The sequence below is a fragment of the Kitasatospora sp. NPDC050463 genome (assembly GCF_040655255.1).
GTDB lineage: Bacteria > Actinomycetota > Actinomycetes > Streptomycetales > Streptomycetaceae > Kitasatospora.
This window is the reverse complement of the sequence record NZ_JBFAJO010000129.1, coordinates 1-12,283: the sequence shown is the minus strand read 5'-3', so window position 1 is coordinate 12,283 and position 12,283 is coordinate 1. Positions and strand designations below refer to the sequence as shown.

Sequence of the window (12,283 nt, the reverse complement as noted above, 5' to 3'; positions counted from 1 at the left end):
CCCGAAGGACCGGGCGGCCATTCCTTCGGAGCCACAAACGGCAACCACCCATCAGCCACACCCGGTCCTCCCGGACCGCCTCACATTCTTAGGGAGCCACCCATGGCCGACATCACCAAGCGCTTCGGACTGCGCCATCTGCGCGCCGTCCCGACCGCCCACATCCGCCATCTGAACCGGGGTGAGGTCGTCCACGACGGCGCCGGCCTGGCCTTCTGGTTCCGGCCGCTCACCGCCGCCCTCTCCGAGGTGCCGGTGGACGACCGCGAGCTGGCCATGCTGTTCCATGCCCGCACCTCCGACTTCCAGGACGTCACCGTCCAGGCCACCCTGACCTACCGGATCACCGAACCCGCCGTCGCCGCCGCCCGGGTCGACTTCGGCATCGACCCCGACAGCGGCGCCTGGCGCGCCGCCCCGCTCGACCAGCTCGCCACCCTGCTCACCGAGACCGCCCAGCAACACGCCCTCGGCCTGCTCGCCCGCACCCCGCTCGCCGCCGCACTGGCCGACGGCGTCAGCGCCGTCCGCGACCGGATGGCCGACGGGCTCGCCGCCGAACCGCGCATCACCGAGACCGGACTCGCCGTGATCGCCGTCCGGGTGGTCGCGCTGCGCCCCGAGCCGGAGGTGGAGCGCGCGCTGCGCACCCCCGCCCGCGAACTCGTCCAGCAGGAGGCCGACCGGGCCACCTTCGAGCGGCGCGCCGTCGCCGTCGAGCACGAGCGCGGCATCGCCGAGAACGAACTCGCCAACCGGATCGAACTGGCTCGCCGCGAGAAGCAGCTGCTCACCCAGCAGGGCGCCAACCGGCGCCTCCAGGCCGAGGACGAGGCCGTCGCCGACAGGGTCCGCGCCGAGGCCGAGGCCGAGCGCCGCACCAGGCTCGCCACCGCCGAGGCGGAAGCCGCCCGCGCCCTCGGCCAGGCCCGCGCCGAGGCCGAGGCCGCCTGGCTGACCGCCCACCAGCAGGCCGACCCGGCCGTGCTGCGGGCGCTCGCCCTGATGCGGCTGGCCGAGCACCTGCCCCGGATCGAGAACGTCACCGTCACCCCGGATCTGCTCACCGGGCTGCTCAGCAGGCTCTCCGGCACCGCGGGTGAGCAGTGACCCTGGCGCCCCGGGCCGTCCTGGTACACCGCCGCACCGAGTACGAGGAACTCCTGGCCCACCACGGCACACCCGGCCAGGCCGCGTTCTTCCTGTCCGCCCGGGGCCGGTCGGTGGCCGAGGTCGAGGAGCGCCACCGCCGACAGGCCGACGCGCTCGCCCGGGCGGCCGCCGCCGTACCGCTGGAGTGGCGGCGCACCCGGGTCGAGCGGGCGGACCTGCCGCGCTTCCTGTTCGAACCCGAGGACGTGGTGGTCGTGGTCGGCCAGGACGGGCTGGTCGCCAACGTCGCCAAGTACCTGGACGGCCAGCCGGTGATCGGCGTCGACGCCGACCCCGGGCGCAACCCCGGCGTCCTGGTCCGCCACCGGGCCGACGTGCTGCCCGCCCTGCTGCCGGCCGCCGTCGCGCGCAGCGGCGCGCGGCACCTGGAGGAGCGCACCATGGTCGAGGCGGTCGCGGACGACACCCAGCGACTGCTGGCCCTCAACGAGGTGTACGTCGGACAGCCCGGGCACCAGACCGCGCGGTACCGGCTGGCGGTGGCCGGCGCGCCGGACGGTGCCCCGGAGCGCGCGCCCGGTCGGAGCACGGACGGCCTGGGCTCGGGCGGGCTGGGCTCGGGCGGGCTGGGCTCGGCCGGGCGGAGTGGGGCGTCGGGCCGGAGTGGGGCGTCCGGCCGGGCGCACGCCGCCCCGGCCGAGCCGCAGGCGTCCTCCGGCGTGCTGGTCGGCACCGGTACGGGTGCCACCGGCTGGTGCCGCTCCGCGTGGCTGGAGCGCGGTGGCCCACTGGCCCTCCCCGAGGCCGCCGCACCCGCGCTCGCCTGGTTCGTCCGCGAGGCCTGGCCCTCCCCCGCGACCGGCACCAGCCAGGTGCACGGGGTGCTCGACGCCGGCCGACAGCTGGTGCTCACCGTCGAGTCGGACCGGCTGGTCGCCTTCGGCGACGGCATCGAGACGGACGCGCTGGAGCTGACCTGGGGGCAGAGCATCCGGCTGGGCGTGGCCGCGACCCGCCTGCGGCTGCTCGGCTGAGCGGCGCCGACCACGCCGGTGCCCCCGGCCGCTACAGCAGGGTCAGGATGCGCGGCCCGTCCTCGGTGATCGCCACGGTGTGCTCGAAGTGCGCGGCCCGGCTGCCGTCGGTGGTGCGCAGGGTCCAGCCGTCCTCGTCGGTGAGGTAGTCGTCCCGGCCACCGGCCGTCAGCATCGGTTCGATGGCGAGCACCAGCCCCGGCTTGAGCGGGTACCCGCGGCCCGGGCGGCCCTCGTTGGGCACGTGCGGGTCCTCGTGCATCCGGCGGCCGATGCCGTGCCCGCCGAATCCCTCCGGCAGCCCCCGGCGGGCTCCGCGTGCGACGGAGGCGATCGCGTGCGCGATGTCACCGGTCCGGTTCCCGACCACGGCCGCGGCGATCCCGGCCGCCAGTGCCCGCCGGGTGGCGTCGATCAGCGCGTCGTCCTCCGCGCGCGGCGCCCCGACGGTGAAGCTGACGGCGGCGTCGCCCGCCCAGCCGTCCAGCACGGCCCCGCAGTCGATGCTGACCAGGTCGCCGTCCCGCAGCCGGTACGCGTCCGGGATGCCGTGCACCACGGCGTCGTTGACGGAGGCGCAGATCACCGCCGGGAACGGCACCGGCGCGAACGACGGCCGGTACCCGAGGAACGGCGACACCGCTCCCGCCCCGCGCAGCACCCCGCGCGCCACCTCGTCCAGTTCCAGCAGGCTCACTCCCACACCGGCCGTCCGCTGCACGGCCGCCAGCGCCTCGGCCACCACCCGCCCGGCCTCCCGCATCGCCGCCAGCGCCGCGTCCGACTTGAGCTCCACCATGGCTGTCCCCTCGATCCTCGACCAATTCTTATACCGGTATATCTATCACGGTCAGGGCAGGACTAGGATCGGCACATGGTGAGGACTCCGCTGACCCCCTGGGAACGCGAGCGCGGCGAGCGCTTCGGCGCACTGCTCCGCGCGGCCCGCGGCACGCGCAGCATGGTCGAGATCGCGGCGGTGGCGGGCATCTCCGCGGAGACCCTCCGCAAGATCGAGACCGGCCGCGCGCCCACCCCGGCCTTCTTCACGGTCGCCGCGCTCGCCTACGCCCTCGACCTCTCGCTCGACACCCTTGCCGCCGCCTGCGCCCTCCCGGAGGACGGCGAGGCGCTGTCGGCCTGAGGCCCCCGGGCAGGCGGAGGCAGGGGCGCTCGGCGCGCTTCGAGCCTCAGTCCGGCGCGGGCCCGGTATCCGGCCGTCCGCCGCCCTGCCCCCGGTCGGCTTCCGCGGCCGCGGTGGCGTCGACGAAGAACGACAGGAGCTTGCGGGTCATCCGGTGGTCCGGCCCAAACCTGGCGGCGCTCGCCCTCAGCGCACCGAGCGCGACCCGGACCGCCTCCTCGTCGTTCCCGGCCGACAGGTGCATCACCGCCAGGTTGTGGAGGTTGATGAGTGTGGTGGGGTGATCGGCGCCGGCGGTCCGGGCGCTCGCCTCCGCGGCACGCCGGGCCAGCGGAAGGGCCTCCTCGATCCCGCCGAGGTCGCGAAGGACGGTGGCGAGGTTGCTCAGAGTGATCGAGACCGTCGGGTGGTCCGGCTCGAAGATCTCTTCACCGATCTCCAGACACTGCCGCAGCACCCGGGCCGCATCCTCGTGGCGCTCCATCCCCCGGTAGGCGATGGCGAGGTTGTTGAGATTCGTGAGGGTCGTCGGATGGGCGGCCTTTCCGGAGATCCGACGGCTGAGGTCGAGCGCCTGCTCGGCCAGCTCCAGGGACTTCTCACTCATTCCCAGCGCCTGGTAGGTCGTGGCCAGATTGCTGAGGCACACGGACTGGACGAGCAGCCCTTTCCGCCCCGACATCCGTCGGCTGATCTCCAGGACCTTCTCGGCGAGCGGAAGGGCTTCCTCGCTCCGGCCCAGGCTGCGGTAGGTGGTGGCCAGATTCCCGAGTGCGGCGAGCTGTTCGACGTCGTCCGCGGCCTCGGCGATCTTCAGGGCCCGGCTGATCAGTTGATCGGCCCGGTCGTACCGGCCGAGGTTCCGACAGACGATGGCCAGCGAGTTGAGCGGGCCGACGAGGTCCAGGTGTCGCGGCCCGAGGACCGCCTCCGCAGCTTCCAGGGACGCCTCCGCGAAGGGCAGCGCCCGCGCGTCCAACCCGTGCAGGGCCAGGTATCCACCCATCCGGAACACCAACTCGCGGTGGACGTAGTGGTGTTCCGGGGAACAATGCGCCATCAGCGCTTCCGCGTGCGGAACGAGGGCGCGCCAGGCGGGCCAGTCGGACGGATCGTGGGTGTCCAGACCGGCCTGGGCCTGTTCGAGCAGGGACCCGGCCACCATCGCCTCCGGGACCAGGTGCACCCGGACACCGGCGGCCCGCCGGCGCCTCCTCGGACGCCACCACCGCCCTCCGACCGAGCTCTCCCCCGGTGCGGCGATCACGACCGGAACGGGCTCCGGGCTGCCGCGCAGCACCGCCTGCAGCAGACGGTGCATCCCGACGGTCGTGTCCGTCAGGTCGACGAGGCTGTACCCGGCGAGCAGGGCGAGCATCTCGTCGACGTCGGCCGGCTCCTTCATCGCCGGGGTGAGGACGTGCCGGGGGAGGTCGTCCGGCCCGAAGTGGGCGAGCATCCGCAGGAAGAAGCCGGCGTGGGGGTTCCGCTGCTCGATGGCCGCCAGGGTGTGGCGCCAGACGCGGGCGATGGTGCGTGCGGGATCCCCTCCCTCGGGAGCGCTGTCGTACATGCGCGCGGGGTCCCGGTTCAGGCGCTCCAGGTACCCGGCGATCGTGCTGCGCGTCTGCACGATGTACGCCCCCGCCTGCTGCAACGCGAGCGGAAGGTCGCCCAGCTCGGCCGCCAGCGATCCGGCGGCGTCGAGCTCCGCCGCGTCCTGCCGGCCGGTGATTCCGGAGAGGACCCTGACCGAGACCGCCCGGTCGAGGACGTCGAGGTGCAGGGGTTCCGAGGGCGCGTGCGGGCCGAGGTCGCGGCGGGTGGTGAGAAGGATCCGCCCGGTCGTCAGTTGGCCGAGGAGCAGACGGAGACCGTCGACGTCCTCCACGTTGTCGAACACGAGCAGCCATCCGTGGTGGCCCTGGAGCCAGGAGACGGCCCACTGCGCGGCCTGCTCGGCGCCGACCGGCACGGCGGACGCGGGGTTGAGACGGTGGGTCAGGGCCGCGAGCCCGGCCGTGATGTCGGCGGCGGCGATCCACCAGGTGAGGGAGTGCTCCTCCAGATGCGCGTGGGCGTAGCGCAGCGCGAGCGTGCTCTTGCCCACGCCGGCCTGGCCGTACAGGGTCCGGGCGGCCGGACCACCACCGGGCGGGGCCACGCCCGCCAGTTCGGCCAAGGCGCCTTCCCTGCCCTCGAACACGCGGCTGTCCGGAGCCGGCAGGTTGTGCACACCCGGCGGTGCGTCGACCAGGTCGGGCGGCCGTAGGGCGGAGTCCGGCAGTTCGTAGATGCGCTGATCGATGCGGGCTCCGTCCCCGGTGCTCACGAGGCCCCGAACGTTCCCCGCCGCGACGGCGCGCTCCCCCTCCGCCCTGTTGTCGTGCAACCCTCCGTGCCCCCTCGACGAATGCCCCCTCGACGGGTGCCCCCTCGACGACCGGACGGCCCCTTCCCCGGGAACCGGTCGCGGGTCGCCGCCGCACCGCCGTGACGCCGGCGGTCGACACACCCCTCTACTGCCACTCCTCGTGGCCCGCACGACCAGCCCGGTCGCCCGCTCCGCGGCGGCCGGTCGCACCCAACGATCGCATCGGGGCGGGCCGATGGCAAAGCGGCCCGGCCGGTCCGGGCCGCCGTGCGGTCCGGCCGGTGAGGCGAGCAGCCGCCACCGGGGCGGTACCGCCCCGGAGGCGGGTGAGCGGCCGGCCGACGGGAGTCGGGCCGGCCGCTCATGGGCGGGGAAGGCCTCAGGCCGTGATGCCGCCGTCGAGGACGAGGTCGGCGCCGACGGTGTAGGCGGATTCGGGGGAGGTCAGGTGGAGGACGGCGGCCGCGATCTCCTCGACGGCGCCGGCCCGGCCGACGGGGACGTCGCCCTTCATCCGGTCGGCCTTGTCGGCCGCGTTCTCGCCGGGGCGGCTGGACATCGGGGTGTCCACCGGCCCGGGGCTGACGGAGTTGATCCGCACACCGTCGCCGATGTGGTCGCGGGCCGCGCTGCGGGTGAGGGCGCTGACGGCGGCCTTGCTGACGGCGTAGGCCCCGAGGCCCGCGAGGCGCATGTGGACGCCGAGGTTGGACGCGATGTTGACGATGGCGCCGCCGCCCTGGGTGCGCATGTGGGCGATCTCGTGCTTCATGGCGAGCCAGGTGCCGGTCAGGTTGGTGTCGACGACCCGTCGCCAGTCCTCCTCCGTGAGGTCCGCGATCGGCGCCACCGCGCCCAGGATGCCGGCGTTGTTGACGGCGATGTCCAGGGCGCCGAGCCGGGCGACGGTCTCCCGGACCAGCCGGGCGGCGTCGGCGCCGTCCGCGACGTCCCCCACGAGGACAACGGCCTTGCCGCCCTCCTCCTCGATCAGCCGGACCGTTTCGGCCAGCGAGCTCTCGGTGCGGCCGGCGACCGCGACCCGGGCTCCCTCACGGGCGAACGCGAGGGCGATGGCGCGGCCGATTCCGGTGCCGCCGCCGGTGACCAGGACGGACTTGTCGGCGAAACGCGTGGTCATGCGGAGTACTCCTCGGTGTGGGTGAACGGGGGTCGTGCGGTTCGGGGGCGGGCCAGGAACACGACCGCCACGGCGGTCAGCGCGAGGCCCGCGGCGGCCGCGGCGAAGGCGACGGCGTAGCCGCCGACAGCGGTCGGGCGGGTGGCGGCGAGTGACATCAGGGCGGCGACACCGACGGTGGGGCCGAGCTCCATCGCGGTGTTGAGGACTCCCGCCGCGAGTCCGGTCCGCTCGGGCCGGACACCGCCGGTGGCGAGGACCGCCGAGCCGGCGAAGGCCGGACCGGCCCCGGCGGGCAGCAGGAGCAGACCGGGCAGCAGCCCGGTGCCGTAGGGGGTGCCGGGACCGACGCCGGCCAGCAGCGCCAGGCCTCCGGCGGCCACGGCCAGGCCACCGGCGGTGACGGCGGCCGGACCGTAGCGAGCGGTCAGTGGTCCGGCCAGCCGACCGGCGGCGAGCAGCACCGCCGCGTACGGGAGGAAGGCCGCCGAGGTGGCCAGCACGCCCCAGCCGCGCAGCTGTTGGAGATAGAGCGGGAGCACCAGGAAGGTCAACGCGGTGGCCGCGGCGGTCGCCATGACGGCGGCCAGGGCACTGGCCCGGCGGCGGTCGGCGAGGAAGCCGGGCGGCAACAGCGGCTCTGCGGTGCGCCGTTGGGCAGCCGCGAAGGCCGGCAGCAGGGTGGCGCCGAGAGCGAGTGGCAACAGCACCACGGGTTCGCTCCAGGCGCGCTCCCCGGACGCGACCAGGCCGTAACCGACCGCGCAGACACCGACGGTGGCGAGCGCGGCGCCGCGCAGGTCGAGCGTCGCGGGCGCGGTGGCACCAGGATCGGCAGGGGGCAGCAGGCGACCGGAGAGGACGAGCCCGGCCAGCGCCACCAGGACCGGCACGGCGAAGAGCCACCGCCAGGACACCCAGGCGGTGACCGCCCCGGAGAGCAGACTGCCGCCGGTGGCACCGAGCACGGAGAGCCCGCCCCAGGTGGCCATCGCCCGTCCGTAGTCGGCGGATCGGGGATGGAGCACCCGCACCACCGCGACCGCCGCCGGGGCGGCGACCGCCGCGCCGACGCCCTGGGCGAAGCGCGCCACGAGCAGGATCGGGAGGGTGGGGGCGAGGGCGCCGGCGACCGAGGCCGCGGCCAGCAGGACGAGGCCCACGCGCAGCATCCGGCGGCCGCCGTGCCGGTCGGCGAGCCTGCCACCGAGCAGCAGCAGTGAGCTGAAGGAGAGTCCGTAAGCGGCGCTGAGCAGCAGGACGCCGGTCGGTCCGAGGCCGAACTCCCTTGCCACCAGGGGCAGTGGGACGGAGAGGATCATGATGATGAAGATCAGCGTCGTCTGCACGGCGCCGAGCAGGGCGAACCCCGGCCCCGGCCCCGGCGGTGGCGGCGGCGAGGTCGGCGGAGGTGTCCGCGACGCCGCCCGTGCGGCGCCATGGCCGGCCACCCCTGAAGACGTCCGGTCGGACGCCCGCGAAGACGTCCGGCCGGACGTCGAAACCCCCCACGTCATCGAATCCCCCTCACTATATTTACCGTTCGATCCAGAATCGGGACAGCAGAGTGCAGCAACCGCGCGAGTCCGCGGCAGTCCCCTCTCCAGCAGCCGTCAGCCCGGCACTCCTCGGACCCGCACCGCTCGGCCCGATAGCCCTCGGACCCACAGTCCGCGGTCCCGCAACGCTCGGCCCCGCAACACTCGGTCGGGGAACCCTCAGTCCAGCAGCGCGAGCGCCTGATCGGCGGCGTCGCGCAGCCGGGCCGTGCCGTCACCGGCCTTGCCGATCACGCGCATGCCCTGCATCAGCACCAGCAGCATCCGCGCCAGCGCCCGGGGGTCGCGCCCCCCGGGCAGCTCCCCCTGCGCCTCGGCGCGGACCAGCGCGCCCGTCAGCACCGTCTCCAGGTGACCGAGGCTGGCCGCCACCCGGCGGGCCGCGTCCGGGTCGTGCGGAGCGAGTTCGACGGCGGTGTTGGTCACGAAGCAGCCGCGCCCGGGACCGTCCGCACCGTCCTCGCCGGCCTCCCTCGCGAAGCGGCGGACCAGGCCGCGGACGGCCGGCAGCACCGGGCCGGGCTGCGACAACTCGGCCAGCAGCACCGGATTGTGCTGCTCGCCGTAGCGCTCCAGCGCCCGCAGGTAGAGCTCGCGCTTGCTGCCGAAGGTCGCATAGATGCTGGCGCGGGCGATCCCGAGCTCCTCGACCAGCTCCGCCATCGAGGTGGCCTCGTAGCCGCGCCGCCAGAACAGCTCCAGGGCCGCCTGGAGCGCCGTGTCGGGATCGAATTCCTTGGTCCGTGCCATGCCTGAACCCTAGTCATATTCAGATCGATCGGTCAAGAAAGATGCGTAGAACTGACACGCCGGGCACCGCATAGCGGGCACGCCCACCTGAAGCCCGCACCGGCAACGGACCGTTGATCCACGAACAACAGACGGTAAACAAATTCGAACACGGTCGACTTGACAGAGTGTTGTCAATCGATCTCAGATAAGGGTACCCTTACCGCCGCTCGTCCCCCCGTCCCTCCCCCACAAGGAGACGTCCCCATGCCGGCTACCACTCCCCAACAGGCGGTCGACGCCGCCCGCCCCCTCGTCCTGACGGCCTTTCGCGTCGTCGTCGGTCTGCTCTTCGCCTGCCACGGCGCGGCCTCGCTGTTCGGCGTTCTCGGCGGCGCCAAGGGCGGCGGGTCCGTCCCGGTCGGCCAGTGGCCCGGCTGGTGGGCCGCGCTGATCCAGCTCGTCGGCGGCGTGCTGGTCCTGGCCGGCCTCGGCACCCGGACCGCCGCGCTGCTCTGCTCCGGCTCGATGGCCTACGCGTACTTCACCGTCCACCAGGAGCACGCGCTGCTGCCGCTGCAGAACGGCGGCGAGCCCTCGGTCCTGTTCTGCTGGGCCTTCCTCGCGATCGCGGCGCTCGGCTCCGGCCCGTTCGCGCTGGACCGTCTGCTCCCCCGGTGGACCGCCGGCCGGGCCTACGGCTCCGACCGGACCGAGCAGAGCGCCCGGCCCACCCCGGCCCGCTGACCGAAGCCCTGCCCGCCGCCCAGCAGGGGCCGGCGGGCAGGGCCGGCCGGCCCGCTCAGCCCTCGGCCAGGTGGCGCTCCACCGAGGCCACCTTGGTGGTGAGCCCGTTCGTGACCCCTGCCCGGTCGTCGATCTTGATGACGGTACTGACCCGCCCGCTGTAGGCCTTCACCGCCTCGATCGCCTCCCGGATCACCGGCATCACCTCGTCCCACTCCCCCTCGACACTGGTGAACATCGCGTCGGTGCGGTTCGGCAGCCCGCTCGCGCGGACCACCCGGACGGCGGCGGCGACCGCCTCCCCCACCTCCTCGCCGACCCCCAACGGGGTGACCGAAAACGCTGCGATCACGGCTCTGCTGCTCCTCTCGCCCGGTGCTGTCGCGGCGCCCGGTCCGTCGAGCACCCCGACGCCGCGACCAGGCTAGCCGCCCGAACCGGACGAACCCGGGACGGACGGCGCGGATGACGCCCCGGTGCTCGTGACGCCCCCGCCGCGGACGGACCAGCACCGCAGACGGACCGCCGCTGCGGACGAACCACCGCAGCGAGGCTGCGCGCCGCCCGGGCGGACGGACCGCCGCTCCGAACGGCGCGGGAGCCCGGGCGCCCCGTCAGGCGACCGTCGGCAGCGGCGGTTCGACCGCCAGCGGCGCCGAGCTGCGGGCACGGTGCTGGTCGGCCCAGGTGCTGAGCGCCACCGTGCAGGCGTGGTCCAGATGGCGCAGCCCCGACCAGTCAAGCTCGACCGGGCGGTCCGCCGGCAGCCGCTCCAGGGCGTCCAACAGGCGGGGCAGCCGCAGGAAGGTCGCGTTGCCGCTCAACCGGACCCGCAGCGGTGCCCCACCGAGCGCCGGGCCGGGCGGCGGTCCGACCACCGGTGCGATCACCGGGCCGGCCGTCGGACCGGCCGTCGGACCGGCCGGCACCGACAGCTCCTCCACCGCGATCTGCAGGTGCGAGGTCTGCCAGGCCGACTTGACCACCGCCAGGCCGATCCCGATCAGCACACCTTCGAACAGGTCGGTGGTGATGATCGCCACCGCCGTCACCGCGAGCACCGCCGCCTCGCCCCGGTGCTCGCGGCAGAGCCCGACGACCCGCCGGACCGGGACGAGCTTGGCGCCCGCGTGCACCAGCACAGCGGCCAGCGCCGTGAGCGGGACCAGGCCGAGCACGCCGGGCAACAGCGCGGTGAAGAGCAGCAGCCAGAGCCCGTGCAGGACGCGCGAGGCCTTCGTCCGGGCGCCGGCCTGGACGTTGGCCGCGCTGCGGACGATCACCGCCGTCATCGGGAGCGCCCCGAGCAGCCCGCAGAGCGTGTTGCCGATGCCCTGGGCGGTCAGCTCGCGGTCGTAGTCGGTACGCGGGCCGTGGTGCATCCGGTCCACGGCGGCGGCGCTGAACAGCGTCTCGGCGGAGGCGATCAGGGTGAAGGCGAGGATGGTGCCGAGGCCCGCCGTACCGGCCAGTGCGCCGAGCGCGTCGCGCTCGGGCAGCCGGACCACGTCGAGCAGGCCGGAGACCCGGATCCGGGCGACCGGCAGGTCGGCGGCGGCCGTCACCGCGGCCGCGAGGCCGACGGCGGCCAGCGGCGCGGGTACCGCACGGGCCACCCTGGCCGGCAGGTGCTTCCAGAAGGCCAGCACCAGCAGGGTGGCGGCGCCGAGGGCCACCGCGCTCGGTGCGGCCGCGCCGGTGACGGCGTCGCGCAACAGCGTGGGCAGTCCGGCGATCTTCTCGGGCCCGGTCGCGGGCGCCTTGCGGTCGGCGAGCGCGTAGAGCTGGCCGAAGAGCAGGGTCAGGCCGATGCCGGCCAGCATGCCGTGGACCACGGAGGCGGACATCGCGCGGAACCAGCGCCCCAGGCGCAGGGCGCCCATGGCCAGCTGGAGCAGGCCGGTGGCGAGCACCAGGACCCCCAGCGCACCGACGCCGTACTCCTGGACGGCCTCGTAGACCAGGACGGTCAGCCCGGCGGCCGGCCCGCTGACCTGGAGGCTGCTGCCGGGAAGCGCACCGACCACGAGGCCGCCGACGATCCCGGTGACCAGCCCGAGCTCGGCGGGAACGCCGGAGGCGACGGCCACACCGACACAGAGCGGCAGGGCGACCAGGAAGACCACCAGCGAAGCGGGCAGGTCGAAGCGCCAGGGCACGGCGCGCAGCGCGCCGACCGGACCACGGCGCAGCGGAGCACCGCGCGGGCGGGATCGGCCCGGCGGGGCGCTCTTGCGGGTCCGGCCCGGCGGGCTCTTGCGCCGACCGGGCAGGGCGCTCATCGGGCCACCCCCGAGGTGCGGGAGGAGCGGGCGGGGGGACGGCAGGCGGGTCGGCGCATGGGTGCGTTCCCTAAGAATGTGAGGCGGTCCGGGAGGACCGGGTGTGGCTGATGGGTGGTTGCCGTTTGTGGCTCCGAAGGAATGGCCGCCCGGTCCTTCG

11 protein-coding genes are annotated in these 12,283 nt (G+C 74.6%); 4 read left to right on the top strand and 7 right to left on the bottom strand.

Features of this window, described 5'->3' with window-relative positions; all coding sequences use genetic code 11:
* The first annotated feature begins 102 nt into the window (after positions 1-102).
* Together AB0J08_RS39205 and AB0J08_RS39200 are read left to right on the top strand one after the other, a co-directional pair.
* Complete coding sequence (locus tag AB0J08_RS39205; RefSeq protein ID WP_360644171.1) at positions 103-1,110, top strand: SPFH domain-containing protein; 1,008 nt, start codon at positions 103-105, stop codon at positions 1,108-1,110.
* Positions 1,107-2,147 (top strand): hypothetical protein, encoded by a 1,041-nt coding sequence (locus AB0J08_RS39200; protein ID WP_360644168.1) that lies wholly within the window; start codon positions 1,107-1,109, stop codon positions 2,145-2,147. The genes AB0J08_RS39205 and AB0J08_RS39200 overlap by 4 nt, the downstream gene beginning before the upstream one ends.
* A 31-nt stretch (positions 2,148-2,178) precedes the next feature.
* Here the strand turns inward: AB0J08_RS39200 and map are convergent, their stop codons facing one another.
* On the bottom strand, positions 2,179-2,946 hold the full coding sequence (gene map, locus AB0J08_RS39195) for a type I methionyl aminopeptidase (protein ID WP_360644166.1): 768 nt from the start codon (positions 2,944-2,946) through the stop codon (positions 2,179-2,181).
* A gap of 75 nt (positions 2,947-3,021) precedes the next feature.
* Between map and AB0J08_RS39190 the strand changes: the two genes are divergently transcribed.
* Positions 3,022-3,291 carry a helix-turn-helix transcriptional regulator gene (locus AB0J08_RS39190; RefSeq protein ID WP_360644163.1) on the top strand — a complete coding sequence of 90 codons (270 nt, stop codon included), beginning with the start codon at positions 3,022-3,024 and terminating at the stop codon, positions 3,289-3,291.
* Positions 3,292-3,337: 46 nt separating this feature from the next.
* On the opposite strand, the gene AB0J08_RS39185 is transcribed toward AB0J08_RS39190, so the two are convergent.
* From AB0J08_RS39185 to AB0J08_RS39170, 4 genes are all read right to left on the bottom strand, one after another.
* A complete protein-coding gene (locus AB0J08_RS39185; protein ID WP_360644160.1) occupies positions 3,338-5,623 on the bottom strand; it encodes a tetratricopeptide repeat protein in 2,286 nt (761 codons plus the stop codon).
* Positions 5,624-6,044: 421 nt separating this feature from the next.
* The gene (locus tag AB0J08_RS39180) at positions 6,045-6,806 is read right to left on the bottom strand and encodes an SDR family oxidoreductase (protein ID WP_360644158.1); all 762 of its coding nucleotides are present in this window, start codon (positions 6,804-6,806) and stop codon (positions 6,045-6,047) included.
* Complete coding sequence (locus tag AB0J08_RS39175; RefSeq protein WP_360644155.1) at positions 6,803-8,155, bottom strand: MFS transporter; 1,353 nt, start codon at positions 8,153-8,155, stop codon at positions 6,803-6,805. The genes AB0J08_RS39180 and AB0J08_RS39175 overlap by 4 nt, the downstream gene beginning before the upstream one ends.
* A gap of 369 nt (positions 8,156-8,524) precedes the next feature.
* Entirely contained in the window at positions 8,525-9,115 is a 591-nt protein-coding gene (locus AB0J08_RS39170) for a helix-turn-helix domain-containing protein (RefSeq protein ID WP_360644152.1), read from the bottom strand.
* 246 nt (positions 9,116-9,361) lie between these two features.
* Here AB0J08_RS39170 and AB0J08_RS39165 point away from each other — a divergent pair, with 246 nt between their 5' ends.
* Complete coding sequence (locus AB0J08_RS39165; RefSeq protein ID WP_360644150.1) at positions 9,362-9,841, top strand: DoxX family protein; 480 nt, start codon at positions 9,362-9,364, stop codon at positions 9,839-9,841.
* 55 nt (positions 9,842-9,896) lie between these two features.
* Here AB0J08_RS39165 and AB0J08_RS39160 read toward each other — a convergent pair whose 3' ends face one another.
* Positions 9,897-10,193: an MTH1187 family thiamine-binding protein gene (locus tag AB0J08_RS39160; protein WP_360644147.1), complete on the bottom strand. Its 297-nt coding sequence runs from the start codon at positions 10,191-10,193 to the stop codon at positions 9,897-9,899.
* Between the two features lie 262 nt (positions 10,194-10,455).
* Positions 10,456-12,123 (bottom strand): SulP family inorganic anion transporter, encoded by a 1,668-nt coding sequence (locus tag AB0J08_RS39155; protein ID WP_360644144.1) that lies wholly within the window; start codon positions 12,121-12,123, stop codon positions 10,456-10,458.
* Positions 12,124-12,283 lie beyond the last annotated feature (160 nt).

Coding starts and splice junctions, on each gene's coding strand:
- AB0J08_RS39205 (WP_360644171.1), top strand. CDS start 103: ATGGCCGACATCACCAAGCGCTTCGGACTGCGCCATCTGCGCGCCGTC.
- map (WP_360644166.1), bottom strand. CDS start 2,946: ATGGTGGAGCTCAAGTCGGACGCGGCGCTGGCGGCGATGCGGGAGGCC.
- AB0J08_RS39190 (WP_360644163.1), top strand. CDS start 3,022: ATGGTGAGGACTCCGCTGACCCCCTGGGAACGCGAGCGCGGCGAGCGC.
- AB0J08_RS39180 (WP_360644158.1), bottom strand. CDS start 6,806: ATGACCACGCGTTTCGCCGACAAGTCCGTCCTGGTCACCGGCGGCGGC.
- AB0J08_RS39170 (WP_360644152.1), bottom strand. CDS start 9,115: ATGGCACGGACCAAGGAATTCGATCCCGACACGGCGCTCCAGGCGGCC.
- AB0J08_RS39165 (WP_360644150.1), top strand. CDS start 9,362: ATGCCGGCTACCACTCCCCAACAGGCGGTCGACGCCGCCCGCCCCCTC.
- AB0J08_RS39155 (WP_360644144.1), bottom strand. CDS start 12,123: ATGAGCGCCCTGCCCGGTCGGCGCAAGAGCCCGCCGGGCCGGACCCGC.